25 protein-coding genes and 1 tRNA gene are annotated in these 25,931 nt (G+C 68.5%); 1 reads left to right on the top strand and 25 read right to left on the bottom strand.

Annotation, left to right across the window (positions count from 1 at the left end; translation table 11 throughout):
• Window positions 1-18: 18 nt before the first annotated feature.
• The 24 genes from JI742_RS07420 to JI742_RS07305 form a co-directional block, all read right to left on the bottom strand.
• A complete protein-coding gene (locus tag JI742_RS07420; RefSeq protein ID WP_201825156.1) occupies window positions 19-318 on the bottom strand; it encodes a DUF2818 family protein in 300 nt (99 codons plus the stop codon).
• A gap of 24 nt (window positions 319-342) precedes the next feature.
• On the bottom strand, window positions 343-1,839 hold the full coding sequence (gene nuoN, locus JI742_RS07415) for an NADH-quinone oxidoreductase subunit NuoN (protein ID WP_201825154.1): 1,497 nt from the start codon (window positions 1,837-1,839) through the stop codon (window positions 343-345).
• Between the two features lie 31 nt (window positions 1,840-1,870).
• Window positions 1,871-3,346, bottom strand: a complete 1,476-nt coding sequence (locus JI742_RS07410) for an NADH-quinone oxidoreductase subunit M (protein WP_201825152.1) — start codon at window positions 3,344-3,346, stop codon at window positions 1,871-1,873.
• Window positions 3,347-3,367: 21 nt separating this feature from the next.
• Window positions 3,368-5,377, bottom strand: coding sequence for an NADH-quinone oxidoreductase subunit L (gene nuoL / locus JI742_RS07405; protein WP_201825150.1), 2,010 nt, complete (start codon window positions 5,375-5,377; stop codon window positions 3,368-3,370).
• 33 nt (window positions 5,378-5,410) lie between these two features.
• Entirely contained in the window at window positions 5,411-5,719 is a 309-nt protein-coding gene (gene nuoK / locus JI742_RS07400) for an NADH-quinone oxidoreductase subunit NuoK (protein ID WP_201825147.1), read from the bottom strand.
• Window positions 5,716-6,363: an NADH-quinone oxidoreductase subunit J gene (locus JI742_RS07395; RefSeq protein ID WP_201825145.1), complete on the bottom strand. Its 648-nt coding sequence runs from the start codon at window positions 6,361-6,363 to the stop codon at window positions 5,716-5,718. Before JI742_RS07395 ends, nuoK begins: the two co-directional genes overlap by 4 nt.
• A gap of 25 nt (window positions 6,364-6,388) precedes the next feature.
• On the bottom strand, window positions 6,389-6,886 hold the full coding sequence (gene nuoI, locus JI742_RS07390; protein WP_201825143.1) for an NADH-quinone oxidoreductase subunit NuoI: 498 nt from the start codon (window positions 6,884-6,886) through the stop codon (window positions 6,389-6,391).
• A gap of 13 nt (window positions 6,887-6,899) precedes the next feature.
• The gene (gene nuoH / locus JI742_RS07385; protein ID WP_201825140.1) at window positions 6,900-7,964 is read right to left on the bottom strand and encodes an NADH-quinone oxidoreductase subunit NuoH; all 1,065 of its coding nucleotides are present in this window, start codon (window positions 7,962-7,964) and stop codon (window positions 6,900-6,902) included.
• 16 nt (window positions 7,965-7,980) lie between these two features.
• Window positions 7,981-10,314 carry an NADH-quinone oxidoreductase subunit NuoG gene (gene nuoG, locus JI742_RS07380; RefSeq protein ID WP_201825139.1) on the bottom strand — a complete coding sequence of 778 codons (2,334 nt, stop codon included), beginning with the start codon at window positions 10,312-10,314 and terminating at the stop codon, window positions 7,981-7,983.
• Between the two features lie 28 nt (window positions 10,315-10,342).
• Window positions 10,343-11,707 (bottom strand): NADH-quinone oxidoreductase subunit NuoF, encoded by a 1,365-nt coding sequence (nuoF, locus tag JI742_RS07375; RefSeq protein ID WP_201825137.1) that lies wholly within the window; start codon window positions 11,705-11,707, stop codon window positions 10,343-10,345.
• A gap of 13 nt (window positions 11,708-11,720) precedes the next feature.
• Complete coding sequence (locus JI742_RS07370; protein ID WP_201825135.1) at window positions 11,721-12,236, bottom strand: NADH-quinone oxidoreductase subunit NuoE family protein; 516 nt, start codon at window positions 12,234-12,236, stop codon at window positions 11,721-11,723.
• Window positions 12,237-12,256: 20 nt separating this feature from the next.
• A complete protein-coding gene (locus tag JI742_RS07365; RefSeq protein ID WP_201825133.1) occupies window positions 12,257-13,510 on the bottom strand; it encodes an NADH-quinone oxidoreductase subunit D in 1,254 nt (417 codons plus the stop codon).
• 17 nt (window positions 13,511-13,527) lie between these two features.
• Entirely contained in the window at window positions 13,528-14,139 is a 612-nt protein-coding gene (locus tag JI742_RS07360) for an NADH-quinone oxidoreductase subunit C (RefSeq protein WP_201825131.1), read from the bottom strand.
• Between the two features lie 13 nt (window positions 14,140-14,152).
• Complete coding sequence (locus JI742_RS07355) at window positions 14,153-14,629, bottom strand: NuoB/complex I 20 kDa subunit family protein (RefSeq protein ID WP_046113908.1); 477 nt, start codon at window positions 14,627-14,629, stop codon at window positions 14,153-14,155.
• Between the two features lie 36 nt (window positions 14,630-14,665).
• The gene (locus JI742_RS07350; protein ID WP_201825129.1) at window positions 14,666-15,025 is read right to left on the bottom strand and encodes an NADH-quinone oxidoreductase subunit A; all 360 of its coding nucleotides are present in this window, start codon (window positions 15,023-15,025) and stop codon (window positions 14,666-14,668) included.
• 184 nt (window positions 15,026-15,209) lie between these two features.
• Window positions 15,210-15,294, bottom strand: a tRNA-Leu gene (locus JI742_RS07345).
• A 172-nt stretch (window positions 15,295-15,466) separates the two neighbouring features.
• Window positions 15,467-15,850: a preprotein translocase subunit SecG gene (gene secG, locus JI742_RS07340; RefSeq protein ID WP_201825127.1), complete on the bottom strand. Its 384-nt coding sequence runs from the start codon at window positions 15,848-15,850 to the stop codon at window positions 15,467-15,469.
• Between the two features lie 32 nt (window positions 15,851-15,882).
• On the bottom strand, window positions 15,883-16,632 hold the full coding sequence (gene tpiA / locus JI742_RS07335; RefSeq protein WP_201825125.1) for a triose-phosphate isomerase: 750 nt from the start codon (window positions 16,630-16,632) through the stop codon (window positions 15,883-15,885).
• Window positions 16,633-16,660: 28 nt separating this feature from the next.
• On the bottom strand, window positions 16,661-17,662 hold the full coding sequence (locus JI742_RS07330; RefSeq protein ID WP_201826471.1) for an NAD(P)H-quinone oxidoreductase: 1,002 nt from the start codon (window positions 17,660-17,662) through the stop codon (window positions 16,661-16,663).
• Between the two features lie 102 nt (window positions 17,663-17,764).
• The gene (gene pnp, locus JI742_RS07325) at window positions 17,765-20,038 is read right to left on the bottom strand and encodes a polyribonucleotide nucleotidyltransferase (protein WP_201825123.1); all 2,274 of its coding nucleotides are present in this window, start codon (window positions 20,036-20,038) and stop codon (window positions 17,765-17,767) included.
• Window positions 20,039-20,272: 234 nt separating this feature from the next.
• Window positions 20,273-20,536 (bottom strand): 30S ribosomal protein S15, encoded by a 264-nt coding sequence (gene rpsO / locus JI742_RS07320; protein WP_201825120.1) that lies wholly within the window; start codon window positions 20,534-20,536, stop codon window positions 20,273-20,275.
• A gap of 225 nt (window positions 20,537-20,761) precedes the next feature.
• On the bottom strand, window positions 20,762-21,835 hold the full coding sequence (tsaD, locus tag JI742_RS07315; protein WP_201825118.1) for a tRNA (adenosine(37)-N6)-threonylcarbamoyltransferase complex transferase subunit TsaD: 1,074 nt from the start codon (window positions 21,833-21,835) through the stop codon (window positions 20,762-20,764).
• 181 nt (window positions 21,836-22,016) lie between these two features.
• Window positions 22,017-22,826, bottom strand: coding sequence for a prolipoprotein diacylglyceryl transferase (lgt, locus tag JI742_RS07310; RefSeq protein WP_201825116.1), 810 nt, complete (start codon window positions 22,824-22,826; stop codon window positions 22,017-22,019).
• Between the two features lie 62 nt (window positions 22,827-22,888).
• Window positions 22,889-23,830, bottom strand: a complete 942-nt coding sequence (locus tag JI742_RS07305) for a LysR family transcriptional regulator (RefSeq protein ID WP_201825114.1) — start codon at window positions 23,828-23,830, stop codon at window positions 22,889-22,891.
• Between the two features lie 105 nt (window positions 23,831-23,935).
• Between JI742_RS07305 and ilvD the strand changes: the two genes are divergently transcribed.
• Entirely contained in the window at window positions 23,936-25,618 is a 1,683-nt protein-coding gene (ilvD, locus tag JI742_RS07300; protein ID WP_201825112.1) for a dihydroxy-acid dehydratase, read from the top strand.
• Between the two features lie 4 nt (window positions 25,619-25,622).
• On the opposite strand, the gene JI742_RS07295 is transcribed toward ilvD, so the two are convergent.
• Window positions 25,623-25,874, bottom strand: coding sequence for a TIGR04438 family Trp-rich protein (locus tag JI742_RS07295; RefSeq protein WP_236676960.1), 252 nt, complete (start codon window positions 25,872-25,874; stop codon window positions 25,623-25,625).
• Between the last annotated feature and the right edge of the window lie 57 nt (window positions 25,875-25,931).

The following is a 25,931-nucleotide window of genomic DNA, read 5'->3' as shown; positions in this document are numbered from 1 at the left end:
CGTGGCGGCGCCCGCCCCTCAGGTCGACCGGCGCAGATGGCGCCAGACGAAGCCGGGGAAGGCAAAGGTCAGGAAGAGGCAGACCACCACGGCATAGAAGGGCCAGCCCTGGGCATGGCGCTGGCCGAGGCGCGCTTCCAGCATGAAGCCCAGGGCGGTGACCAGGGCGCACAGGATGAGCAGCTCCAGCAGCCGCCAGCCCAGGCCTTTGTCGGCCCGGCGCGGGCCGAGCAGCAGCAGGCGCTGGCTGAAGAAAGGCAGGTTCGCGGCGACCAGGGCCAGCGCGATCAGGAGGTAGACCGCAAGATCAAGCGACATCGTGAGGCTGTCCGGGACGGTCGATCAGGTGGCCAGGGCCATGCGGATGGCGTCGGCGCACCAGGCCATCAAGCCGCCGGGCAGCAGGCCGAAACCCAGCACGAGCAGGGCATTGAGGCCCAGCACCACGCGCACCTCGGTCGGCATCAGGAGCAGCTCGCCCGAGGCCGGGCCGGTCGTGGCCGGCGCATCGAAGTACATGACCTTGACGATGCGCAGGTAGTAATAGGCGCCGATCAGCGACAGCAGCACCGCGAAGACCGCCAGGCCGATGTAGAGCGGCACATTGGTCGAGACCAGCGACTGCAGCACGGCCAGCTTGGCATAGAAGCCCACCGTCGGCGGGATGCCGGCCAGCGAGAACATCACCAGGGCCATGATGCCGGCCATCAGCGGGCTGCGGCGGTTCAGGCCGGCCAGGTCGCTGACCTGCTCGCTTTCGAAGCCGCGCTGCGTCAGCGCCAGCAGCACGCCGAAGCCGGCCAGGGTTGTCAGCACATAGGCGACCAGGTAGAACATGGCCGAGCTGTAGCCGTTGGCGGCCGACAGGGTGTTGCCGGCGATCAGCGTCGGCGTCAGGCCGAGCAGCATGAAGCCGAGCTGCGAGATCGTCGAGTAGGCCAGCAGGCGCTTGAGGTTGTCCTGCGCGATCGCGGCCAGGTTGCCGAGCACCAGCGAGCAGACCGACAGCACCATCAGCATCTGCTGCCAGTCCTTGCCCAGGCCGATCATGCCCTCGACGAGCAGGCGGATGGTGATCGCGAAGGCGGCCAGCTTGGGCGCGGCGGCAATCATCAGCGTGACTGCTGTCGGCGCCCCTTGGTAGACATCGGGCACCCACATGTGGAAGGGCACGACGCCCAGCTTGAAGGCCAGGCCGGCGACGATGAAGACCACGCCGAAGACCAGCACCTGCGCATTGATCTGGCCGCTGCCGATGGCTTCGAACACCTTGCCCAGCTCCAGCGCGCCGGTCGCGCCGTAGAGCATGGACAGGCCATAGAGGAGGAAGCCGCTGGCCAGGGCGCCGAGCACGAAGTACTTCATCGCGGCCTCGGTGGCCGGCGCATGGTCGCGGCGCAGCGCCACCAGGGCATAGAGGCTCAGCGACATCAGCTCCAGGCCCAGGTAGATCACCAGGAAGTGGTTGGCCGAGATCATCACCAGGATGCCGAGCAGGGCGAACAGCGCCAACGTGTGCAGCTCGCCCTTGAGCATCTCGCGCGAGGCCGCATAGGGCCGCGCATAGATCAGCGTGACCGCCGTGGCCACGACCGCGAAGAAGGCCAGCAGATGGCCCATGGGATCGCTGACGACCATGTTGCCGAAGGCGTACTGCGTCTGCGCCTCCAGGAAGCCCAGCAGGTGCAGGGCCGCCACCGCAGCCAGGGTGATCATCGACAGGCCATGGGTGAGGCCGCGCCGGGGCGAGCTGACGAAGAGATCGGCCAGGGTGATGAAGCAGCTCATCGCCAGCAGCAGGATCTCGGGGCTCAGGACGGACCAGTTCATCGGGTTCATCGTCGGGGTATCGGGTTCAGGCCGGTGCGGCTCAGGGCAGCTTGGAGACAGCCACGTGACGCAGCAGCTCGGCCACCGACACGTCCATCACGTCGGTGAAGGGCTTGGGGTAGAGGCCCATCGCCAGCACGGCGACGGCCAGCACGCCCAGCATCAGGAACTCGCGGGCATTGAGGTCGCTCAGGCCGCGCACGTCCTCATTGGCCACCGGGCCGAAGTAGACGCGCTTGACCATCCACAGCGTGTACGCGGCGCCGAAGATCAGCGTGGTCGCGGCCAGCAGGCCGATCCAGAAATCGACCTTGACCGCGCCGAGGATGACCATCCACTCGCCCACGAAGCCCGCCGTGCCCGGCAGGCCGCAGTTGGCCATGGCGAACAGCACGGCAAAGGCCGCGAACTTGGGCATGGTGTTGACCACGCCGCCGTAGCTGGCGATCTCGCGGCTGTGCACGCGGTCGTAGAGCACGCCGATGCAGAGGAACATGGCACCCGAGACGAAGCCGTGGCTGACCATCTGCACGATGCCGCCGGCCAGGGCCAGGGGATCGAAGAGGAAGAAGCCCAGGGTCACGAAGCCCATGTGCGCGATCGAGGAGTAGGCGACCAGCTTCTTCATGTCGCCCTGCACCAGCGCGACCACGCCGATGTAGAGCACCGCCACCAGGCTCAGGCCGATGATGAGGCCGGCCCAGGCCTGGCTGGCATCGGGCGTGATGGGCAGCGAGAAGCGCAGGAAGCCATAGGCCCCGAGCTTCAGCATGATCGCCGCCAGCACGACGGAGCCGCCGGTCGGCGCCTCGACGTGCGCATCGGGCAGCCAGGTGTGCACCGGCCACATCGGCACCTTGACCGCGAAGGCGGCGAAGAAGGCGAAGAACAGCAGGGTCTGCGCGTCCATCGGCAGCGGAAGCTGGTGCCAGTCCAGGATCTGGAAGCTGCCGCCCGATTTGTAGTACAGGTAGATCAGCGCGACCAGCATGAGCAGCGAGCCGAGCAGCGTGTACAGGAAGAACTTGAAGGCCGCATAGACACGGCGCGGGCCGCCCCAGACACCGATCACGATGTACATCGGGATCAGCGTGGCCTCGAAGAACACATAGAAGAGCAGGCCGTCGAGTGCGGTGAACACGCCGATCAGCAGGCCCGACAGGATCAGGAAGGCGCCGAGGTACTGGTGCGGCCGGTCCTCGATCACCTCCCAGGCCGCGATCACGACGATCACGGTGATGAAGGCGGTCAGCGGCACGAACCACATCGACAGGCCGTCGATGCCGAGGTGGTAGCGCACATTGAAGCGTGCGATCCACGGCAGGTTCTCGACGAACTGCATGGCCGCGGTCGAGGTGTCGAAACCGGTGATGACCGGCAGCGTCACCAGCACGCCGAGCACGGCCCCGACCAACGCGAGCCAGCGCGCGACATGCGCCTGGGCCTGGCGGCCGAAGGCAAGCAGGAGGACACCGAAGGCGATCGGGGTCCAGATGGCAATCGAGAGGGTTCCCATGTTCTTCTTCTTGTTGCCCGCTCAGCGCCCGAAACGCACGAACCAGGTCAGCAGGACGAACACGCCGACGATCATCACCAGCGCGTAGTGGTAGATGAAACCGGTCTGGAGCGTGCGCACCCGCTGCGCGATCCAGCCGACCAGACGGGCGGGGCCGTTGACAAGCAGGCCGTCGATGAAGGCCACGTCACCGCCCTTCCACAGCACGCGACCGAGGCCGCGGGCCCCTGCCGCGAAGACCTTCTCGTTGATCGCGTCCATGTAGTACTTGTTCTCCAGCACACGGCGCAGCGCACCGAGGCGGGCATCGAAGGCCGCCGGGATGGCCGGCAGCTTCAGGTAGAAGACCCAGGCCGTCACCACGCCGCCGAGCGCCAGCCAGAAAGGCAGGGTCTGGAGGCCGTGAACGGCCATGGCGAAGGCGCCGTGGAAGTGCGCGGCCAGGTCGGCCATGGCGGGATGCTTGCTCGCGTCGACGGTGATCGCATCGGCCAGGAAGTTGCCGAACAGCATGGGCTCGATGCTCAGGTAGCCGATCACGACCGAGGGAATGGCCAGCAGCACCAGCGGCAGGGTCACGACCCAGGGCGACTCATGCGGCACATGCGGCTCGTGGTGGCCGTGGTTATCGTCGTGGTGGTCGTGCTCGCCCGGGAAGGGCTTGTGATGGAAGCGCTCCTGGCCATGGAAGACCAGGAAGTACATGCGGAAGCTGTAGAAGGCCGTGACGAAGACGCCAGCCACCACGGCAAAGGTGGCGAAGCCGGCGGCCGGCAGGGTGCTGGCCTCGACCGCCAGGATGATGCTGTCCTTCGAGTAGAAGCCAGCGAACAGCGGCGTGCCGATCAGCGCCAGCGAACCCAGCAGCGAGGTGATCCAGGTGATGGGCATGCGCTTCCACAGGCCGCCCATGTTGCGGATGTCCTGATCGTGGTGCATGCCGATGATGACCGAGCCTGCCCCCAGGAAGAGCAGCGCCTTGAAGAAGGCATGGGTCATCAGGTGGAAGACCGCCACGGAGTACGCCGAGGCGCCGAGCGCGACCGTCATGTAGCCGAGCTGAGACAGCGTCGAGTACGCGACCACGCGCTTGATGTCGTTCTGGATGATGCCGAGGAAGCCCATGAACAGGGCCGTGATCGCGCCGATGACCATCACGAAGTTGAGCGCGGTGTCGCTCAGCTCGAACAGTGGCGATAAGCGCGCGACCATGAAGATGCCGGCCGTCACCATGGTGGCGGCATGGATCAGCGCGGAGATCGGCGTCGGGCCCTCCATCGAGTCGGGCAGCCAGACATGCAGCGGGAACTGCGCGCTCTTGCCCATCGCGCCGATGAAGAGGCAGATGCAGGCCACGGTCAGCAGCGCCCAGTCGGTGCCGGGGAAGGCCAGCGCGGCCAGCTCGTCCTTCTTCTCGAAGACCTCGACATAGTTCAGCGAGCCGGTGTAGGCCAGCAGCAGGCCGATGCCCAGGATGAAGCCGAAGTCACCGACCCGGTTGACCAGAAAGGCCTTCATGTTGGCGAAGATCGCCGTCGGCTTGGTGTACCAGAAGCCGATCAGCAGGTAGCTGACCAGACCCACCGCTTCCCAGCCGAAGAAAAGCTGGAGCATGTTGTTGCTCATCACCAGCATCAGCATGCTGAAGGTGAAGAGCGAGATGTAGGCGAAGAAGCGCTGGTAGCCGGCGTCCTCTTCCATGTAGCCGATGGTGTAAATGTGGACCATCAGCGAAACGAAGGTCACGACGACCATCATCATCGCGGTGAGGCCATCGACCAGGAAGCCGACCTCCATGACGAGCTGGCCCAGCGTCATCCACTGGTAGATCGTCTCGTTGTAGCGGGCGCCGTCGACAGCGACGAGCTTGAGCACCCAGGCCGAGATCAGGAAGGCGATGGCGACGCCGAGGATGGTGGCGACATGCGAACCGCGGCGACCGAGGGTCTTGCCGAACAGGCCGGCGAGCACGGCGCCGGCCAGCGGGGCCAGCGGCACCGCAAGCAGCATCGAGGTGGAGAGTTGGGACATCGTGTGCGAGGCTTCGTAGGCGGGGTCAGGGACTCAGCCCTTGAGCGTGTCCAGCTCGTTGACGTCGATCGTCGCGCGGTTGCGGAACAGCACGACGAGGATGGCCAGGCCGATCGCCGATTCGGCCGCGGCGACGGTGAGGATGAAGAACACGAAGACCTGACCCGCCATGTCGCCCAGGAAGTGCGAGAAGGCGACGAAGTTCAGGTTGACTGCCAGCAGCATCAGCTCGATGGCCATCAGCAGCACGATCAGGTTCTTGCGGTTCAGGAAGATGCCGATCACCGACAGCGCGAACAGCATCGCGCCCAGCGAGAGGTAGTGGCCGAGGGTGAGGGTCATCGGGCGGCTCCTTCGGGGCCGGGGGCGGGCGCCTCGGACGGCGGGCTCGCCACGGTGGGCGCCATCTTCAGGATGCTGAGGCGGTCGGCCTTCTTCACGCGGACCTGGTCGCCCGGGTCGATGTAGCGGCTGTCCTTGCGGCGACGCAGCGTCAGCGCGATGGCGGCGATGATGGCCACCAGCAGCAGCACGGCAGCGATCTGCAGCGGGTAGAGGTAGTCGGTGTAGATGGCGATGCCAAGCAGCTTGGTGTTGCCCAGGCTCACGGCTTCGGCCGTGGCTTCGGGGGCATCGCTAAGGCGGAAGCCGCCGAGCAGCACCGCCGCCATCTCGAAGGCGATGACCAGGCCGACCGCGGCCGCCAGCGGCACATGCTTCCAGAAGCCGGTGCGGCTGCGGTCGAGGTTGCCGTCGAGCATCATCACGACGAAGAGGAAGAGCACCATCACCGCGCCGACGTAGACCAGCACCAGGGTGATCGCGAGGAACTCAGCCTCCAGCAGCATCCAGACGCAGGCCGCATTGAAGAAGGCCAGCACCAGATAGAGCGCAGCATGAACCGAGCTGCGGGCGGTGATGACGCGGAAGGCTGCAAACAGCAGCACGGCCGCGAAGAGGTAGAAGAGCGCGGTGGGGGTCGTCATGGCAGGGCGTTGGCAGGCCTCTTCTTCAGCGGTAGCGCGCGTCCGCGGCCTTGCTGGCGGCGATCACGGGCTCGTAGCGGTCACCGACCGCCAGCAGCATGTCCTTGGTGAAGTACAGGTCGCCGCGCTTCTCGCCGTGGTACTCGAAGATGTGGGTCTCGACGATCGAGTCGACCGGGCAGCTCTCCTCGCAGAAGCCGCAGAAGATGCACTTGGTCAGGTCGATGTCATAGCGCGTGGTGCGGCGGCTGCCGTCGTCACGCACTTCGGATTCGATGGTGATGGCCATGGCCGGGCAAACCGCCTCGCAGAGCTTGCAGGCGATGCAGCGCTCCTCGCCGTTCTCGTAGCGGCGCAGCGCATGCAGGCCGCGGAAGCGCGGGCTCTGCGGGGTCTTCTCTTCCGGGAACTGGACGGTGATGGTCGGCGAGAGGAAATGCTTGCCGGTCAGCTTCAGGCCCTTGAACAGTTCCAGCAGCAGGAAGCTGCTGAAGAAGTCCTTGATCGATGCGAGGGTGGTCATGGCGGTCCTGCCCTTACTTCCAGATGTTGAACGGGGACTGGATCCAAAGGCCGACCACCACCAGCCAGACCAGGGTCACGGGAATGAAGATCTTCCAGCCCAGACGCATGATCTGGTCGTAGCGGAAGCGCGGGAAGGTGGCGCGGACCCACAGGAACATCGTCACGACGACGAAGGTCTTCAAGCCCAGCCAGATCCAGCCCGGGATCCAGTTGAAGACGGCGCTGTCGATGGGCGGCAGCCAGCCGCCCAGGAAGAGCGTGACGGCCAGGATCGACACCAGGATCATGTTCGCGTACTCGGCCAGGAAGAACATCGCGAACGACATCCCGGAGTACTCGATCATGTGGCCGGCCACGATCTCCGACTCGCCTTCCACCACGTCGAAGGGATGGCGGTTGGTCTCGGCCAAGCCGGAGATGAAATAGACGATGAAGATGGGGAAGAGCGGCAGCCAGTTCCAGCTCAGGAAGTTCAGGCCCATGTCGGCGAACTGGCCGACGTCCTGCTTCAACACGATCTCGGTGACGTTCAGCGAGCCCGAGATCATCAGCACGACGACGAGCGCGAAGCCCATCGCGATCTCGTAGCTGACCATCTGCGCCGAGGCGCGCATGGCCCCCAGGAAGGCGTACTTCGAGTTCGAGGCCCAGCCGGCGATGATCACGCCGTAGACCTCGAGCGACATGATCGCCATCAGGTAGAGCAGGCCGGCATTGATGTTGGCCAGCGCGACCTCGGGGCCGAAGGGCACGACCGCCCAGGCCGCCAGGGCCGGCATGATGGTCATGATGGGGCCGAGGAAGAACAGGCCCTTGTTGGCCGCCGTCGGGATGATGATCTCCTTGAAGATCAGCTTCACCGCATCGGCGATCGGGGTCAGCAGGCCATAGGGCCCGACCCGGTTGGGACCCGGCCGGATCTGCGACCAGCCGATGGCCTTGCGCTCCCACAGCGTCAGGTAGGCCACGCAGCCCATCAGCGGCAGCAGCAGGGCGACGATCTTGATCAGGGTCCAGACGACCAGCCAAGCGCCCCCGAGGAGCGAGCTGCCGGTGCTTTGCATGAGTTCGAGCATGGTGGGGTGCCTTTCCTCAAGCCTTCTCGACGCGGACCGTGCCGCTCATCGCACCCAGGGCGGCGGTGTCGGCATGGCCTGCGGGCAAGCGGACGCAGCCCTCGGCCAGCGTGGCTTCCTGCTCGGCAGGCAGCACGGCCTGGGCAGCCCCCTGGGTGACACGGACCCGGTCGCCTGCTTGCAGGCCAAGCGCGGCCCAGGTGGCCGGCGACAGGCCGACACGCGGTGCGCGGCCATCGGCCGTGGCCAGCAGCGCGGGGGCTCGGCGGACCAAGCTGTCGGTGGCGTAGATCGGCACCTCGGGCAGGCGCTGCAAGCCACGGTCGGCCAGCGGGCCGGTGCCGATGCTGGCCGGCAAGGCCAGGGCATTGCTGAGGCGGGCGGGCAGCGCGGCCAGATCGCCCAGGGCGGCGGCCTTGACCTCCTCGCTGCTCTCGGCGCTGAAGCCCGGCAGGCCCAGCATGGCGCCCAGCACGCGCAGCACCTTCCAGGCCGGGCGGGTGTCGGCCAGGGGCTTGACCACGCCGTGGAAGCTCTGCACGCGGCCTTCGGCATTCACGAAGGTGCCGGAGGTCTCGCTGAAGGGGGCGATGGGCAGCAGCACGTCGGCGAAGGCGGTGTTCGCGTCGGCGAAGGGCGAGAGGGACACGACCATCTGCGCGGCCGACAGCGCGGCGCGGGCGGCCGCGGCATCGGCGCCATCAAGCACCGGCTCGGTGTTCAGCAGCAGCAGGGCCTTGCGCGGGGCATGGCCCAGCATGGCGGCGGCCGTCAGGCCGTCCGCGGCCGGCTGGGCGCCGACCAGTTGAGCGCCGACGCTGTTGGCCGCCTCGCCCAGCACGCCGAAGCTGGCACCGGTCTGCTCGGCAATCCATCGGGCCAGGCCCAGCAGCGCCGCAGCCTGCGGATGCTGGGTGGCGGCATTGCCCAGCAGCACGGCCTTGCGCTGGCCGGCCAGCAGGCTGTCGGCCACGGCCCGGGCTCGCGCGCAGGGGCTGACGGCGAAGGGCGCGCTCAGGCCCTTGGCCTGGGCGATCGCGGCGGCCACGCCGGCCAGGGCCTGGGCCCAGTCCGAAGGGGCGGCCACCCAGCGGCTCGCGCTCGGCAGGGCCCAGTCCTCGGCCACGCCGTTGAGGCCGTGGACGGCCGCGCCGCGCAGCGCAGCATGGCGCAGTCGCAGGGCGAAGAGGGGATGATCCTTGCGCAGGAAGGAGCCCACCACGAAAGCGGTGTCGAGGCTCGACAGCTCGGCGATCGGCAGGCCCAGCCAGAGCGCCTGGCCGGCCGCTGCGGCCAGCGCCGGGTCGGTCTGGCGCAGGCGGTGGTCGATGTTGTCGCTGCCCAGGCCGCGCACCAACTGGGCCAGAAGATGCAGTTCCTCGACGGTGGCATGCGGGCTGGCCAGCGCGCCGATGGCGGCGGCGCCATGCTCGGCCTTCACGCCCTTGAGGCCGTTGGCGACGTACTCCAGCGCGGTGGTCCAGTCGGTGGCCAGCCATTCGCCGCCCTGCTTGATCATCGGCTGCTTGAGGCGCGCCGGGCTGTTCAGGGCCTCGTAGCTGAAGCGGTCGCGGTCGGCGATCCAGCACTCGTTGACGGCCTCGTTCTCCAGCGGCAGCACGCGCAGCACCTGGCCGGCCTTGACCTGCACGACGAGATTGGCGCCGGTGCTGTCATGCGGGCTCACGCTCTTGCGGCGCGACAGCTCCCAGGTGCGGGCGCTGTAGCGGAAGGGCTTGCTGGTGAGGGCGCCGACCGGGCAGAGGTCGATCATGTTGCCCGAGAGCTCGCTGTCGACCGTGCCGCCGGTGATGGTGGTGATCTCGCTGTGCTCGCCGCGGTGGACCATGCCCAGCTCCATCACGCCGGCCACTTCCTGGCCGAAGCGCACGCAGCGGGTGCAGTGGATGCAGCGGCTCATCTCCTCCATGGAGATCAGCGGGCCGACGTCCTTGCGGAAGACCACGCGCTTGTCCTCTTCGTAGCGCGAGGCGGACTTGCCGTAGCCGACCGCCAGGTCCTGCAACTGGCATTCGCCGCCCTGGTCGCAGATCGGGCAGTCCAGCGGATGGTTGATCAGCAGGAACTCCATGACCGACTGCTGGGCCTTGACGGCCTTGTCGCTCTTGGTGCGGACGATCATGCCCTGGGTGACCGGGGTCGCGCAGGCCGGCATGGGCTTGGGCGCCTTCTCGATCTCCACCAGGCACATGCGGCAGTTGGCCGCCACGGACAGCTTCTTGTGATAACAGAAGTGCGGGATGTAGGTGCCGTTGCGTTCGGCGGCCTGGATCACCATGCTGCCTTCGGCCACCTCGACCTTGCGGCCGTCGAGTTCGATTTCAACCATGTTCTTGCTGCGATGCGCCGTGGTCGACTCAGGCCGGCACGGAGACCATGCAGGTCTTGTGCTCGATGTGGTGGGCGAATTCGTCGCGGAAGTGCTTGAGCATCGCGCGGACCGGCATGGCCGCCGCGTCGCCCAGCGCACAGATGGTGCGGCCCATGATGTTCTCGGCCACGCTGTCGAGCATGACGAGGTCCTCGGGCCGGCCGCGGCCGTGCTCGATGCGATCGACCATGCGCCACAGCCAGCCGGTGCCTTCGCGGCAGGGCGTGCACTGGCCGCAGCTTTCGTGCTGGTAGAAGTAGGACAGGCGCAGCAGGCTCTTGACCATGCAGCGGGTCTCGTCCATCACGATCACGGCGCCCGAGCCCAGCATCGAGCCCGCCTTGGCGATCGAGTCGTAGTCCATCGTGCAGGCCATCATCAGGTCCGCCGGCAGCACCGGGGCCGAGGAGCCGCCGGGGATCACGGCCTTGAGCTTCCTGCCGCCCTTCACACCGCCGGCGAGTTCAAGCAGGGTGCTGAAGGGCGTGCCCATCGGCACCTCGTAGTTGCCGGGGCGCTCGACGTCACCGACCATCGAGAAGATCTTGGTGCCGCCGTTGTTGGGCTTGCCGACCTTCAGATAGGCCTCGCCGCCGTGGCGAACGATCCAGGGCACGGCCGCGAAGGTCTCGGTGTTGTTGATCGTCGTCGGCTTGCCATAGAGCCCGAAGCTCGCCGGGAAAGGCGGCTTGAAGCGCGGCTGGCCCTTCTTGCCTTCCAGCGATTCGAGCAGCGCCGTTTCCTCGCCGCAGATGTAGGCGCCGAAGCCATGGGCGGCATGCAGTTGGAAGCTGTGCTTGCTGCCGAGGATGTGGTCACCCAGGAAGCCGGCGGCGCGGGCCTCTTCCAGCGCCGCCTCGAAGCGCTCGTAGACCTCGAAGATCTCGCCGTGGATGTAGTTGTAGCCCACGCTGATGCCCATGGCGTAGGCCGCGATGGCCATGCCTTCGATCACGGCATGGGGGTTGAACATCAGGATGTCGCGGTCCTTGCAGGTGCCCGGCTCGCCCTCGTCCGAATTGCAGACCAGGTACTTCTGCACCGGCAGGGCGCGCGGCATGAAGCTCCACTTCAGCCCGGTCGGGAAGCCGGCACCGCCGCGGCCGCGCAGGCCGCTGGACTTGACCTCGGCAATCAGTTGCTCGGGCGTCATCGGCTCGCCCTGCGTGCCGTCCGGCATCAGGCCGGTCAGCAGGCGGCGCAGGGCCACATAGCCGCCGCGGGCGACGTAGTCCTGCAGATGCCAGTTCGTGCCATCGAGGCCGGCATAGATCTGCGGCTCGATGTGGCGACCGTGGAAGCAGGTCTCGCGGCCGGTGGCCTTGAACTTCGACAGATCCAGCGTGCTCATCGGGGGGTGCCTCTTACTGACCGGACTTCGCCGTGGCGGTGGCCGCCTCGGCCGCGCACATCGCCAGCAGCTCGTCGAGCCGCTCGGCATGCATGAAGCTCAGCATCTCGCGGTCGTTGAGCAGCATCACCGGCGCATCGGCGCAGGCGCCCAGGCATTCGCTGGGCTGCACGGTGAAGACGCCGTCGGCCGTGCTGCCGTAGGGCTCGACGCCCAGGCGCTTGCAGACATGCTCGAGCGCGGTCTGCCCTTCGCGAAGCTGGCAGGGCAGGTTGGTGCAGACGTTGAGCTTGTAGCGGCCCACCGGCTGCTGGTTGTACATGTTGTAGAAGGTCGTGACCTCATGCACCGCGATCGGCGCCATGCCGAGCACGGCCGCCAGCGCCACCTCGGCATCCTGGCTCACCCAGCCCTGTTCCTGCTGGACGATGGCCAGGCAGGCCATCACGGCCGACTGGCGCTGCTCGGGCGGGTACTTGGCGGCCTCGCGTTCGAAGCGGGCCAGCGTGTCATCACTGAAGAAGCTCATCGCGCTTGTCTCGTGCGGGGTCAGCGGTCGATCTCGCCGAAGACGATGTCCATCGTGCCGATCACGGCCACGGCATCGGCAATCATGTGGCCGCGCGACATCTCGTCCATCGCCGCGAGGTGGGCGAAGCCGGGCGCGCGGATCTTGAGGCGGTAGGGCTTGTTGGCGCTGTCGCTGACGAGGTAGATGCCGAACTCGCCCTTCGGATGCTCGACGGCGGCATAGGCCTCGCCCTCGGGCACATGGAAGCCTTCGGTGAAGAGCTTGAAGTGGTGGATCAGCTCCTCCATCGAGCTCTTCATCTCGACCCGCGAGGGCGGCGCGACCTTGTGGTTCTCGGTGATGACCGGACCGGGGTTGGCGCGCAGCCAGGCCACGCACTGCTGGATGATGCGGTTGGACTGGCGCATCTCCTCGATGCGGACCAGGTAGCGGTCGTAGCAGTCGCCGGTCTTGCCGACCGGGATGTCGAAATCCATCCGGTCGTAGACGTCATAGGGCTGCTGCTTGCGCAGGTCCCAGGCGATGCCCGAGCCGCGCAGCATCGCGCCGGTGAAGCCCAGGTTGAGCGCACGCTCGGGTGTGACCACGCCGATGCCGACGGTGCGCTGCTTCCAGATGCGGTTGTCGGTCAGCAGGGTCTCGTACTCGTCGACCAGCGGCGGGAAGCGGCGGCTGAAGTCGTCGATGAAGTCCAGCAGCGAGCCCTGGCGGTTGTCGTTCAGGCGGGCGATGGTCTTGGCATTGCGGACCTTGCTGGCCTGGTACTGCGGCATGGTGTCGGGCAGGTCGCGGTAAACGCCGCCCGGCCGGAAGTAGGCCGCATGCATGCGCGCGCCCGAGACCGCCTCGTACATGTCGAACAGGTCCTCGCGCTCGCGGAAGCAGTAGATGAGAATGTTCATCGCGCCGCAGTCCAGCCCGTGGCAGCCCAGCCAGAGCAGGTGGTTGAGCAGGCGGGTGATCTCGCTGAACATCACGCGGATGTACTGCGCGCGCTCGGGCACCTCGATGCCCATCAGCTTCTCGATGGCCAGGCAGTAGGCATGCTCGTTGCACATCATCGAGACGTAGTCCAGCCGGTCCATGTAAGGCAGCGACTGGATGTAGGTCTTCGACTCGGCCAGCTTCTCGGTGGCGCGATGCAGCAGGCCGATGTGCGGGTCGGCGCGCTGGATGACTTCGCCGTCGAGTTCAAGCACCAGCCGCAGCACGCCGTGCGCGGCCGGGTGCTGGGGACCGAAGTTCAGCGTGTAGTTCTTGATCTCAGCCATGGTCGTGCCGGGTCCGTTCAGTGCAGGCCGCCGTACTTGTCCTCGCGGACGATGCGGGGCGTGATCTCGCGCAGCTCGATGCTCACCGGCTGGTAGATCACGCGCTGCTGCTCGGGGTCGTAGCGCATCTCGACGTGACCGTGGGTCGGGAAATCCTTGCGGAAGGGATGGCCGATGAAGCCGTAGTCGGTCAGGATGCGGCGCAAGTCCTCGTGGCCGTCGAAGACGATGCCGTAGAGATCGAAGGCCTCGCGCTCGAACCAGTTGGCCGAGGACCAGATGCCGTTGAGCGAGGCGACCATGGGCAGATCGTCCTCGGGGCAGAACACCCGCAGGCGCACGCGCTGGTTGAGGCTGACCGACAGCAGGTGCACGACGACGGCATAGCGCGGGCCTTCGGCCAGCGGCGAGGCGCCGTCCTTGTACTGCGAGTAGTCCATGCCGCACAGGTCGATCAGTTGCTCGAAGCGCAGGGCCGGCGCATCGCGCAGCAGCTCGGCGGCTTCCAGCAAGCGGGCTGCCGGCACGGTGATGGTGACTTCGCCACGGTCGGCTACGATCGAGCTCAGGCGCTCGCCGAGCACCGACCGCAGCGCGTCCTGCAGCGTGTCCAAGGTGGGATGAGACATGGTGGGCAAGGCTTCAGCGGGCGATGGTGTTCTCGCGGCGGATCTTGGCCTGCAATTGCAGGATGCCGTAGAGCAGGGCCTCGGCCGTCGGCGGGCAGCCCGGCACATAGACATCGACCGGCACGATGCGGTCGCAGCCGCGCACCACGCTGTAGCTGTAGTGGTAGTAGCCGCCGCCGTTCGCGCAACTACCCATCGACAGCACCCAGCGCGGCTCGGCCATCTGGTCGTAGACCTTGCGAAGGGCAGGCGCCATCTTGTTGCACAAGGTGCCGGCCACGATCATCAGGTCGCTCTGTCGCGGGCTGGGCCGGAACAGCATGCCGAAGCGGTCGATGTCGTAGCGTGCCGCACCGGCATGCATCATCTCCACCGCACAGCATGCGAGGCCGAAGGTCATCGGCCACAGGGAACCGGTCTTCGACCAGTTGATCAGCTTGTCCACCGAGGTGGTGACAAAGCCCTCTTTCAGAACGCCTTCGATGCCCATGACTGCTCCGCGTGTCGCTTCAACGTCCTGCCTCGATCATTCCCAGTCCAGTGCGCCCTTCTTCCACTCGTAGGCAAAGCCGACGACGAGGATGCCCAGGAAGATCATCATGGCCCAGAAGCCCGACGCACCGATTTCCGTCAGGGAGACCGCCCAGGGGAAGAGGAAGGCGATCTCCAGGTCGAACAGGATGAAGAGGATGGCCACCAGGTAGTAGCGCACATCGAACTTCATCCGAGCGTCTTCGAAGGCCTCGAAGCCGCATTCGTAGGGGCTGTTCTTGGCGGCGCCGGGGCGGCGCGGGCCGAGGAGGAAGCCGAGCACCTGCGGTGCAACGCCGACACCGATGCCGACCAGGATGAAGAGGATGACCGGGAGGTACTCTTGAAGATCCATGGTCTTGGGCTCGCGTCAGCTTGCGGTCGGGTGGTCGGGTTCAAGCGCGCAAAACAAAGCGCGCCGGCACGGCAAGGTCCTCGATGAACCGTGCTGCACTCTCAGCGCGCCTGCTTTGCCCGGCCCGGTGGTCCGGGTCTGTCGCGGGGTCTCCGCGGGGCTCTCTGGGGGTCGATCTTGTTCTTGGTGCCGACGGCGAGACTCGAACTCGCACAGCTTTCGCCACTACCCCCTCAAGATAGCGTGTCTACCAATTTCACCACGTCGGCCCGAGTCTTCCGGGTCGGGAAGCTCATGGACATCTGCTTGGCTGGCTTGAGGATGGCTCGCCGAACAGCGTTGAATCTTAGCGTGAAAACCCCCGGTTTGCCCTTCGCCCCAGAGGCCCTGTCGGTCAATTGACACAGGCCGCCCGCAGGGCGGAGCGCCGGGGGGCCGGCCTCAGTTGGACGCTGCCGAAGCGGCCGGCAGGGGCGCCACGCTGGCCGCGGGCGCGGTGCCGGGAATGGCGTCCGCCGTCGCGCTGGCCGCCGGCGCGACGCGCTCCAGCACGCTGGCCCCGCCGCTGCCACCGCGGCCCGAGTCCGGGTTGCCGTTGTAGGCCAGGGCCAGGGTCGAGGCGAAGAAGATCGCTGCCAGGATGGCGGTCGTGCGCGACAGGAAGTTGGCGCTGCCGGTGGCACCGAACAGGCTGCCGGAGGAGCCTCCGCCGCCGAAGGAAGCGCCCATGTCGGCCCCCTTGCCGTGCTGCATCAGCACCAGACCGATCATCGCCAGCGCCGAGAGCAACTGGGCGACGAGGAGCAGGGACATCAGGATTTGCATGATCGGAAATCTCCAGGAAACCGTCGGACGCCTCAGGCGGCCGCGCGGCAGATGGCAAGGAAGTCCTCGGCCTTGAGCGAGGCGCCGCCGATCAGGCCGCCGTCGATGTCGGCCTGGGCGAAGAGGATCTTGGCGTTGTCGGGCTTGACGCTGCCGCCGTAGAGCAGCTTCATCTGCGCGGCACGCGGCGAGGCGGCGGCGAGCTGCGCCCGCAGCAGCGCGTGCACGGCCTGCGCCTGTTCGGGCGTGGCGGTCAGGCCGGTACCGATGGCCCAGACGGGCTCATAGGCCACCACCATCTCGCTGACGCAGTGCGCCAGGGCATGGATCACGGCCGAGAGCTGGCGCTTGACGACCGCCTCGGTCTCGCCGGCCTCGCGCTGGGCCAGCGTCTCGCCCACGCAGACGATGGGCGTGATGCCCTTGGCCAGCGCCGCCTTGGCCTTGTCGGCGACCAGGGTGTCGCTCTCGGCGTGGTACTGGCGGCGCTCGGAGTGGCCGACGATCACATAGCGGCTGCCGAAGTCGGCCAGCATCGCGGCGCTGACCTCGCCGGTGTAGGCGCCCTGCGCATGCACCGACACATCCTGCGCGCCCCAGCCGATGGGGCTGCGCGCCAAGCGCTCGGCCACCTGGGCCAGGTAGGGAAAGGGCACGCAGACCGCCGCCTCGGCCGGCAGCGGGCCGGCCGACTTGAGGGCTTCGAGCAGTTGCTCGTTCACGGCATGGCTGCCGTGCATCTTCCAGTTGCCGACCACGAGGGGCTGTCGGGTTTCGCTCATCGGGAAATCCTCGAAGGGTTCAAAGCATTCAGGCGGACGTGTCGGACCAGTCCAGCACGATCTTGCCGATGTGCGTGCCGGACTCCATCAGCGCATGGGCCTCGGCCGCGGCCGCCGCTGGCAGCACGCGGTGGATGACCGGGCGGATGCGGCCGGCTTCGATCAGCGGCCACACGCGGGCCTGCAGTTCGGCCGCCACCCGGGCTTTGAAGGCGACCGTGCGCGGACGCAGCGTCGAGCCGGTCAGCGTCAGGCGGCGACGCTGCAAGCGGGCCACGTCGATCGTCGCCTTGCTGCCGCCCTGCACCGCGATCACCGACAGCCGGCCATCCTCGGCCAGGCAGCGCAGGCCGCGCTCGATGTAGTCGCCCGCCACCATGTCGAGGATCACGTCGACGCCGCGGCCGCCGGTCAGGCGCAGCGTCTCGTCGACGAAATCCTGGGTCTTGTAGACGATGGCCGCATCGGCCCCCAGGGCCACACAGGCTGCGGCCTTGGCCGCATCTCCCACGGTGACGAACACCGTCGCGCCCAGGGCCTTGGCAATCTGGATGGCGGTGACGCCGATGCCGCTGCTGCCGCCGTGGATCAGGATCGTCTCGCCGGGCTGCAGGGCCGCCCGCTCGACCGCATTGATCCAGACGGTGAAGCAGGTCTCGGGCAGGCTGGCCGCCTCGACCAGGCTCAGGCCCGCGGGCACCGGCAACACCTGGCCCGCGGGTGCCACGGCATAGCGGGCGTAGCCGCCGCCGTGGGTCAGCGCGCAGACGGCCTGGCCGAGCCGGAAGCCGCGCGCGGCCAGCGCCGCCGCATCGCCCCCGACCAGGCGGCCGGCCACCTCCAGACCGGGCAGGTCCGAGGCGCCGGGCGGCGGCGGGTAGAGGCCCTTGCGCTGAAGCACATCCGGCCGGTTCACGCCCGAAGCGGCCACCTCGATCAACAGCTCGCCGGCCTGCGGCTGCGGCAGCTCGCGCTGCACGGGCGTCAGCACCTCCGGGCCACCCGGCTCGCGGATGGCCAGGGCCAGCATCTGCGCGGGCAGCGGAATCGGCGCGTCGTTCATGGGATGCGGGACGGCGAGGCCCGGACCGCCGGCCGACCGCAGCATGCGGTGGCCCGGCGGACCCGGCGATCAGCTCTGGAAGTCGCCGCCTTCAGAAGCCGGTGCGGCCTCGGCCGGACGGTCGCCACCCCGATCACCGCGGTCGCTGCGTTCACGGCGCGGGCCGCGATCGCCCCGGTCGCCGCGGTTGTCGCGGTCGAAGCGGTCGCGGCGCGGACGGTCCTCGAAGCTGGGCTCGACATAGCCTTCCGGCTTCTCGAGCAAGGCCTTGAGCGAGAGCTTGATGCGGCCCTTCTCGTCGGTCTCCAGCACCTTGACCTTGATGATGTCGCCTTCCTTGACGAAGTCTTCCACCCGCTCGACGCGCTGGTGCGCGATCTGGCTGATGTGCAGCAGGCCGTCCTTGCCGGGCAGGATGTTGACCAGGGCACCGAAGTCCAGGATCTTGGTGACCGGGCCTTCGTAGACCTTGCCGACTTCCGCCTCGGCGGTGATTTCCTCGATGCGCTTCTTCGCGTACTCGGCGCGCTCGCCGTCGGTCGAGGCGATGGTGATCGTGCCGTCCTCGGCGATGTCGATCGTGGTGCCGGTCTCCTCGGTCAGCGCGCGGATGGTCGCGCCGCCCTTGCCGATCACGTCGCGGATCTTCTCCGGATTGATCTTCATGGTGTAGAGGCGCGGGGCGAACTGCGAGACCTCGGTGTTCGCGCCGGCCACGGCCTCGGTCATCTTGCCGAGGATGTGCAGGCGGGCTTCCTTGGCCTGGGCCAGGGCGACCTGCATGATCTCCTGGGTGATGCCCTGGATCTTGATGTCCATCTGCAGGGCGGTCACGCCGGTGGTGGTGCCGGCCACCTTGAAGTCCATGTCGCCGAGGTGGTCCTCGTCGCCCAGGATGTCGGTCAGCACCGCGAAGCGGTTGCCGTCCTTGATCAGGCCCATGGCGATGCCGGCCACATGCGCCTTCAGCGGCACGCCCGCGTCCATCAGCGCCAGGCAGCCGCCGCAGACCGAGGCCATGGAGGAAGAGCCGTTGGACTCGGTGATCTCCGAGACCACGCGCATGGCATAGGCGAACTCGTCCTTGGCCGGCAGCACCGGCACCAGGGCGCGCTTGGCCAGGCGGCCGTGGCCGATCTCGCGGCGCTTCGGGCTGCCGACACGACCCGTCTCGCCGGTGGCGAAGGGGGGCATGTTGTAGTGCATCATGAAGCGGTCCTCGAACTCGCCGGCCAGCGCGTCGATGCGCTGCGCGTCGCGGTCGGTGCCGAGGGTCGCGATCACCAGGGCCTGGGTCTCGCCGCGGGTGAACAGAGCCGAGCCGTGGGTGCGCGGCAGCAGGCCGGTGCGGATCTCGATCGGGCGCACGGTGCGGGTGTCGCGGCCGTCGATGCGCGGCTCGCCGGCCAGGATCTGGCCGCGGACGATGCGGGCTTCGATGTCGAACAACAGGCCGTCGACCTTGACCTTGTCGAACTCGACGCCTTCGGCCTTCAGCGCGGCAAAGACCTGGGCATTCGCGTCGCGGCAGGCCTGGGTGCGGGCCTGCTTGGAGCGGATCTGGTAGGCCGCGCGCAGCGGGCCTTCGGCCAGGGCGGTGACCTTGGCAATGAAGGCTTCGTCCTTGGCCGGCGGCTGCCAGTCCCAGACCGGCTTGCCGGCCTCGCGGACCAGCTCGTTGATCGCGGCGATCGCGACCTTGCCCTGCTCGTGGCCGAAGACCACGCCGCCGAGCATCATCTCTTCGCTGAGCTGGTCGGCTTCCGACTCGACCATCAGCACGGCGACTTCGGTGCCGGCGACGACGAGGTCCATCTTGGACTCGCTCATCTGCGCCTTGCTCGGGTTCAGCACGTACTCGCCGTTCAGGTAGCCGACGCGGGCCGCGCCGATCGGGCCGTTGAAGGGGATGCCGCTGATGGCCAGCGCGGCGCTGGAGCCGATCAGCGCCGGAATGTCGGCGGCGACTTCCGGGTTCAGCGAGACGACATGGACGATGACCTGCACTTCATTGAAGAAGCCGTCCGGGAAGAGCGGGCGCAGCGGGCGGTCGATCAGGCGGCTGGTCAGGGTCTCCAGCTCGCTGGGACGGCCTTCGCGCTTGAAGAAGCTGCCGGGGATCTTGCCGGCGGCATAGGTCTTCTCGACGTAGTCGACGGTCAGGGGAAAGAAGTCCTGGCCCGGCTTGGCCTCGGACTTGGCGACCACGGTGGCGAGCACCACGGTGCCGTCGACGCTGACGAGCACGGCGCCGCCGGACTGGCGGGCGATCTCGCCGGTCTCCAGCGTGACGTCATGCTGGCCCCAGCGGAAGGTCTTGCTGACTTTGTTGAACATGGACATGGAGGTCTCCTGGGAGGATGGGGCGGCGGCATGCGCGCCCCGGGCTCCGGTTCAGGGTCGGTCAGCGGGATGCCATTCCAGCGGGGCAGCGGCGGGGCACTGCGGGCCCCTGCCCTGCTGGAATGACACAGCGTCGCTCACGATCGGCCCCGTGGCCGGGAATTCATCGAGCTCTTGAAACGCCAAGAGCCTGTGCTGGGGGAGACCAGACAGGCTCTTGGCATCCGGGCGGGCTTACTTGCGCAGGCCCAGCTTCTGGATCAGTGCGGTGTAGCGGTCGGCGTCCTTGGCCTTCAGGTAGTCCAGCAGCTTGCGGCGGCGGCTGACCATGCGCAGCAGACCGCGGCGGCCGTGGTGGTCCTTGGCATGGGTCTTGAAGTGCGGGGTCAGGTGGTTGATGCGTGCGGTCAGCAGCGCAACCTGGACTTCGGGAGAGCCGGTGTCGGCCGCGCCACGGGCGTTGGCGGCGACGATGTCGGTCTTGTTGATTTCAGACATGGGCGGAACTTTCGTTTCAATGGAAGCCGCCCTGCCCGGCCGGCCCTGGGCGGGGGCCGGTGCAGACTGCGGTTTCCGTGGGACTTGCGGAACACGGGTGAAACCGACCCGTGCCGTGCGCTCTGAGTGCTTTCCACGGGGCGCAGGCGCCCCAGCAAAGCCCATCGAGTATAGCCGCCCGGGCGGGGCCGGCCTGGGGCGCTGGCGCCGGCCCGGCCACTTGCCTCAGGCCGCCTGGGCGGCCGGGGGCGTGTCGATCGCGGCCAGCGGCCAGCGCGGCAGCACATCGAAGGCGCCGGCCGGCTGCGGCCGGGCGCGGCCGGCGGCCACCCGCATGGCGGCGGCCAGCGCGATCATCGCGCCGTTGTCGGTGCACAGATGCAGCTCGGGGTAGTGCACGCGCAGGCCGCGCCGCGCGGCGGCGGTATCGAGCTCGGCGCGCAGCCGGCGGTTGGCGCCGACCCCGCCGGCCACCACCAGACGGCGCAAGCCGCTGGCCTTCAGCGCGGCGAGCGACTTCTTCACCAGCACCTCGACGATGGCGGCCTGGGTCGAAGCCGCCAAATCGGCCCGCGCCTGGGCCGAGGGGCCGTCGGCGCCGGCCGCCGCCTCCAGCTTGCGCAGCGTGGTCAGCACGGCCGTCTTCAGGCCGGCAAAGGAGAAATCGAGCGTGCCGCTGTGCAGCAGCGGGCGCGGCAGCGCAAAGGCCGCCGGGTCGCCCTGCGTGGCCAGGGCCGCCAGCGCCGGGCCGCCGGGGTAGCCCAGGCCCAGCAGCTTGGCCGACTTGTCAAAGGCTTCGCCGGCCGCATCGTCGATGGTCTCGCCGAGCAGTGCGTAGTCGCCCACGCCGTCGACCCGCATCAACTGGGTGTGGCCGCCGGAGACCAGCAGGGCGATGAAGGGAAAGCTCGGCGGATCGGCGGAGAGGAAGGGCGAGAGCAGATGCCCCTCCAGGTGATGCACGCCGAGCACCGGCTTGCCCAGGGCCAGGCCCAGGGCACAGGCGGTGGCCGAGCCGACCAGCAGCGCCCCGGCCAGCCCGGGGCCGCGGGTGTAGGCGATCAGGTCCAGGTCGGCCAGCCGGGCCTCGGCGCGTTGCAGCACCTCGCGCGCCAGCGGCAGCACGCGGCGGATGTGGTCGCGCGAAGCCAGTTCCGGCACCACGCCCCCGTAGGCCTGGTGCATGGCGATCTGGCTGTGCAAGGCATCGGCGCGCAGATGGGCCTGGCCATGGGCGTCCAGCTCGACCAGGGCCACGCCGGTCTCGTCACAGGAGGATTCGAAGCCCAGGATGCGCATCGCCCCAGTGTATCGACGGGCCCTTCGGGCACTGCCCGGGCTGGCACGGCGGATGCAGAGTGGGATGCGACCGCGCTTGCCGCGCGGTCGGCGATCTCCTCTGCAGGGCTTGTCCCTTTGATCCCCGCCGGCCTCCCCGCCGGCGGGGCATTTTTTTGCCCGGGGGCCGGCGGGCGCTGATTCAGCGCACCGGGGCGAGGCGCCCGCGCGTAGCCCAGCCCAGGATCAGTGCGCCCAGCAGCACCATCGGCAGGCAGAGCCACTGCCCCATGCTCAGGCCCAGGCTCAGCAGGCCCAGGTGAGCGTCGGGCTCGCGGAAGGCCTCGGCGATGAAGCGGAACACCCCGTAGCCCAGCAGGAAGGCGCCGGCCACCTGGCCCGGCCGGCGCGGCCCGCGGCTGTAGAGCCAGAGCAGGACGAACAGCAGCAGCCCCTCCAGCGCGAACTGGTAGAGCTGCGAGGGGTGGCGCGCGATGGCCAGGCCCGACTGCGGGAACACCATGGCCCAGGGCAGGCTGGGGTCGGCGGCGCGGCCCCACAGCTCGCCGTTGATGAAATTGCCCAGGCGCCCGGCCGCCAGGCCCACCGGCACGCAGGGCGCAACCAGGTCCGCCACGTCCCAGAAGGGCCGGCCGCGGCGGCGGGCATAGACGAAGAGCGCCACGATCACGCCGATCAGCCCACCATGAAACGCCATGCCACCCTGCCAGATGGCGAAGATCTCCAGCGGATTCGCCAGGAAGTGCAGCGGCTTGTAGAACAGCACATAGCCCAGGCGACCGCCCAGGATCACGCCGAGCACGCCGAAGAAGAGCAGGTCCTCGACCTCCGCGGGCGTCCAGCCCGAGGCCGCGAAGCGCGGCCGGCGCGCCTGCATGCGGCCCAGCAGCACGAAGAGCCCGAATGCGGCCAGGTAGGTCAGGCCATACCAGTGCACGGCCAGCGGGCCGATCTGGACGGCGATGGGGTCGAACTGCGGATGAACCAGCATGGGGAGAGGCGGCGGCAGGCCGCAGGCGCACGGCGGGCGCCGAACCATAGCGCAAGCCGGTGTCAGTCACCGGGCGGCGGCAGGCCGGCAGCCGCCAGCGCCGCGCGCACATGCTCGACGAAGCGGCGCGTCGCCGCCGGCGCCTCGCGCGGCCAGACCATCTCAGCCAGGCCCTGCGGCGGCGCATGCCGCGCATCGAGCCGGCGGTAGACCACGCCCGGTCGCTGCAAGGTGGTGATGGAGGCCGGCACCCAGGCCAGGCCCAGGCCGGCCGAGACCAGGTTGACGATGGTCTGCATCTGGATGGCCTCTTGCGCAATGGCCGGGGCATGGCCCTGGCGGTGCGTCCAGGCCAGGATGGCGTCGTGCAGCGAGGGCGCGATGCTGCGCGGGAAGATGACCAGCGGCTCGGCCGCCACCGCCTGCGGATCCAGCGCCTGCGCCTGCGCGAGCGCATGGGCTTCGGGCAGGGCCAGGAGCAGGGGCTCGTCGAGCACGGGCAGGCTGTCGAAGCCCGGCAGCTCGGCCGGCCCGATGCCGCGGGCGCGCAGCAGGAAGCCGCAGTCGAGCTGGCCCTCGCGCAGCGCGGCCTGCTGCACATCGCCGGTGGCCTCGCGCAGCTCGACCTGCAGGCCAGGGTGCGCGGCGCGGAAGCTGCGCAGCCAGCCCGGCAGCGGGCCGAAGCCCAGGGTGGAGACGAAGCCCAGCCGCAGCCGGCCCAGCTCGCCCCGGCCGCTGGCGCGGGCGCGCTCGACCAGGTCCTGCCCGGCGGCCAGCCACTGCCGCACCGGCTCGACCAAGGCCTCGCCGGCCGGGCTGAGCGCGACGCTGCGCCGGCTGCGCACGAACAGCGGCGTGCCCAGCCGCGCTTCAAGCTGCTGGATGGCCACCGTCAGCGGCGGCTGCGTCATGTGCAGGCGCGCGGCGGCGCGGCCGTAGTGCAGGGTCTCGGCCAGGGCCAGGAACTGGCGCCAGGCACGGGCTTCGATGGGCGCATCGCTCATTCGCTCAGCGTATCAAAACGCCATGAATGATCGATTGGACAGGGCCCTGCGCGGGCCGGGATACTCGCCCGCACGCCCTCCCCTCCACCCTCTGCCCCGCCCGCCATGAGCATCAACCGCCGTTCCAGGAACATCACCGAAGGCGTCGCCCGCGCGCCCAACCGCTCCATGTACTACGGCATGGGCTACACCGAAGGCGACTTCGGCAAGCCCATGATCGGCGTGGCCAACGGCCACAGCACGATCACGCCCTGCAACTCGGGCCTGCAGAAGCTGGCCGACGCGGCCGTGATCGGCCTGAAGGAAGCCGGCGCCAACCCGCAGATCTTCGGCACGCCGACCATCAGCGACGGCATGGCCATGGGCACCGAGGGCATGAAGTACAGCCTGGTCAGCCGCGAGGTCATCGCCGACTGCGTCGAGACCTGCGTCGGCGGCCAGTGGATGGACGGCGTGCTCGTCATCGGCGGCTGCGACAAGAACATGCCCGGCGGCATGATGGGCATGCTGCGCGCCAATGTGCCGGCGCTCTACATCTACGGCGGCACCATCCTGCCCGGCAAGTACAAGGGCCAGGACCTGAACATCGTCAGCGTCTTCGAAGCCGTCGGCCAGTTCAGCGCCGGCACCATGAGCGAAGAAGACTTCTGCCAGATCGAGCGCCGCGCCATCCCCGGCAGCGGCTCCTGCGGCGGCATGTACACGGCCAACACCATGTCCTCGTCCTTCGAGGCCCTGGGCATGTCCCTGCCCTATTCCTCGACCATGGCCAATGTCGAGGACGAGGTGCTCGACAACGTCAAGCGCGCCGCGAAGGTGCTGGTCGAGGCGGTCAAGGCCGACCTCAAGCCGCGCGACATCGTCACCAAGCAGGCCATCGAGAACGCGATTGCCGTGATCATGGCCACCGGCGGCTCGACCAATGCCGTGCTGCACTACCTGGCCATCGCGCACGCGGCGGAGGTGGACTTCCAGCTCGACGATGTCGAGCGCCTGCGCCGCAAGGTGCCGGTGCTGTGCGACCTCAAGCCCAGCGGCAAGTACCTGGCCATCGACCTGCACCGCGCCGGCGGCATCCCCGCGGTGATGAAGGAGCTGCTCAAGGCCGGCCTGCTTCACGGCGACGCCATGACCATCACCGGCCAGACGGTGGCCGAGGTGCTGGCCGATGTGCCCGACCTTTCGCCCGAGCAGGACGTGATCCGCCCCGTCAGCCGGCCCATCTATGCCGAAGGCCATCTGGCCATCCTCAAGGGCAACCTCAGCCCCGAGGGCGCGGTGGCCAAGATCACCGGCCTGAAGAACCCGGTCATCACCGGCCCGGCGCGCGTCTTCGAGGACGAGCAGTCGGCCCTGGCCGCCATCATGGCCGGCAGGATCCAGGCGGGCGACGTGATGGTGCTGCGCTACCTCGGCCCCCAGGGCGGCCCCGGCATGCCGGAGATGCTGGCCCCCACCGGCGCGCTGATCGGCCAGGGCCTGGGCGAGAGCGTGGGCCTGATCACCGACGGCCGCTTCAGCGGCGGCACCTGGGGCATGGTGGTCGGCCATGTCGCGCCCGAGGCCTATGCCGGCGGCACCATCGCCCTGGTGCAGGAAGGCGACGCGATCACCATCGACGCGCACAAGCTGCTGCTGGAACTGCACGTGGATGCAGACGAACTCGCCCGCCGCAAGGCCGCCTGGGTGAAGCCCGGGCCGCGCTACACCCGCGGCGTGCTGGCCAAGTTCGCGAAGAACGCCTCCAGCGCCAGCACCGGCGCGGTGCTGGATCGCTACGAGGACTGAGCGCTCAGTCGCGCCGGCCGCGCCGGCCGGCGCCCAGGCCCAGGGCCTCGCGCTGCTGCTGCTGGCGCGCGGCGCGGCGGGCGGCCTCGCGGTCCATGGCCTGGCGGGCGGTCCGGCCGCTGCGGTCGGACCAGGCCCACTGCAGGGCCGCCAGGCCGAAGGGCGCCAGCGCCCAGGGCCAGTCCAGGCCCTGAAGCGCCGAGACGCCGATCACCTTGCCCAGCCCCAGCACGATCCCCAACATCATCCACAGCATGCGTGACACCTCGCGTCGTTTCCGGTGAGACCCTGACCGATACCGGTCAACCGGAAC

The organism is Piscinibacter lacus, assembly GCF_016735685.1.
In the GTDB taxonomy this organism is placed as follows: Bacteria; Pseudomonadota; Gammaproteobacteria; order Burkholderiales; family Burkholderiaceae_C; genus Aquariibacter; species Aquariibacter lacus.
Note: the sequence above shows the minus strand (reverse complement) of the source record. Positions and strands in the feature narration are given on the sequence as shown.

What these genes read in the sequence shown, in the direction of transcription:
- JI742_RS07350 (WP_201825129.1), bottom strand. Translation starts at nt 15,025, where the DNA reads ATGGATCTTCAAGAGTACCTCCCGGTCATCCTCTTCATCCTGGTCGGC.
- JI742_RS07410 (WP_201825152.1), bottom strand. Translation starts at nt 3,346, where the DNA reads ATGGGAACCCTCTCGATTGCCATCTGGACCCCGATCGCCTTCGGTGTC.
- rpsO (WP_201825120.1), bottom strand. Translation starts at nt 20,536, where the DNA reads ATGTCTGAAATCAACAAGACCGACATCGTCGCCGCCAACGCCCGTGGC.
- pnp (WP_201825123.1), bottom strand. Translation starts at nt 20,038, where the DNA reads ATGTCCATGTTCAACAAAGTCAGCAAGACCTTCCGCTGGGGCCAGCAT.
- JI742_RS07330 (WP_201826471.1), bottom strand. Translation starts at nt 17,662, where the DNA reads ATGCTGGCCCTGGCCATCCGCGAGCCGGGTGGCCCGGAGGTGCTGACG.
- nuoL (WP_201825150.1), bottom strand. Translation starts at nt 5,377, where the DNA reads ATGTCCCAACTCTCCACCTCGATGCTGCTTGCGGTGCCGCTGGCCCCG.
- nuoH (WP_201825140.1), bottom strand. Translation starts at nt 7,964, where the DNA reads ATGCTCGAACTCATGCAAAGCACCGGCAGCTCGCTCCTCGGGGGCGCT.
- JI742_RS07420 (WP_201825156.1), bottom strand. Translation starts at nt 318, where the DNA reads ATGTCGCTTGATCTTGCGGTCTACCTCCTGATCGCGCTGGCCCTGGTC.
- JI742_RS07365 (WP_201825133.1), bottom strand. Translation starts at nt 13,510, where the DNA reads ATGGCTGAGATCAAGAACTACACGCTGAACTTCGGTCCCCAGCACCCG.
- tsaD (WP_201825118.1), bottom strand. Translation starts at nt 21,835, where the DNA reads ATGCGCATCCTGGGCTTCGAATCCTCCTGTGACGAGACCGGCGTGGCC.
- tpiA (WP_201825125.1), bottom strand. Translation starts at nt 16,632, where the DNA reads ATGAGCGAAACCCGACAGCCCCTCGTGGTCGGCAACTGGAAGATGCAC.
- nuoF (WP_201825137.1), bottom strand. Translation starts at nt 11,707, where the DNA reads ATGAGCACGCTGGATCTGTCGAAGTTCAAGGCCACCGGCCGCGAGACC.
- JI742_RS07370 (WP_201825135.1), bottom strand. Translation starts at nt 12,236, where the DNA reads ATGAGCTTCTTCAGTGATGACACGCTGGCCCGCTTCGAACGCGAGGCC.
- JI742_RS07395 (WP_201825145.1), bottom strand. Translation starts at nt 6,363, where the DNA reads ATGACGACCCCCACCGCGCTCTTCTACCTCTTCGCGGCCGTGCTGCTG.
- JI742_RS07305 (WP_201825114.1), bottom strand. Translation starts at nt 23,830, where the DNA reads ATGAGCGATGCGCCCATCGAAGCCCGTGCCTGGCGCCAGTTCCTGGCC.
- ilvD (WP_201825112.1), top strand. Translation starts at nt 23,936, where the DNA reads ATGAGCATCAACCGCCGTTCCAGGAACATCACCGAAGGCGTCGCCCGC.
- nuoK (WP_201825147.1), bottom strand. Translation starts at nt 5,719, where the DNA reads ATGACCCTCACCCTCGGCCACTACCTCTCGCTGGGCGCGATGCTGTTC.
- nuoI (WP_201825143.1), bottom strand. Translation starts at nt 6,886, where the DNA reads ATGACCACCCTCGCATCGATCAAGGACTTCTTCAGCAGCTTCCTGCTG.
- JI742_RS07295 (WP_236676960.1), bottom strand. Translation starts at nt 25,874, where the DNA reads ATGCTGTGGATGATGTTGGGGATCGTGCTGGGGCTGGGCAAGGTGATC.
- nuoN (WP_201825154.1), bottom strand. Translation starts at nt 1,839, where the DNA reads ATGAACCCGATGAACTGGTCCGTCCTGAGCCCCGAGATCCTGCTGCTG.
- JI742_RS07355 (WP_046113908.1), bottom strand. Translation starts at nt 14,629, where the DNA reads ATGGGCATCGAAGGCGTTCTGAAAGAGGGCTTTGTCACCACCTCGGTG.
- lgt (WP_201825116.1), bottom strand. Translation starts at nt 22,826, where the DNA reads ATGCTGGTTCATCCGCAGTTCGACCCCATCGCCGTCCAGATCGGCCCG.
- secG (WP_201825127.1), bottom strand. Translation starts at nt 15,850, where the DNA reads ATGCAAATCCTGATGTCCCTGCTCCTCGTCGCCCAGTTGCTCTCGGCG.
- nuoG (WP_201825139.1), bottom strand. Translation starts at nt 10,314, where the DNA reads ATGGTTGAAATCGAACTCGACGGCCGCAAGGTCGAGGTGGCCGAAGGC.
- JI742_RS07360 (WP_201825131.1), bottom strand. Translation starts at nt 14,139, where the DNA reads ATGTCTCATCCCACCTTGGACACGCTGCAGGACGCGCTGCGGTCGGTG.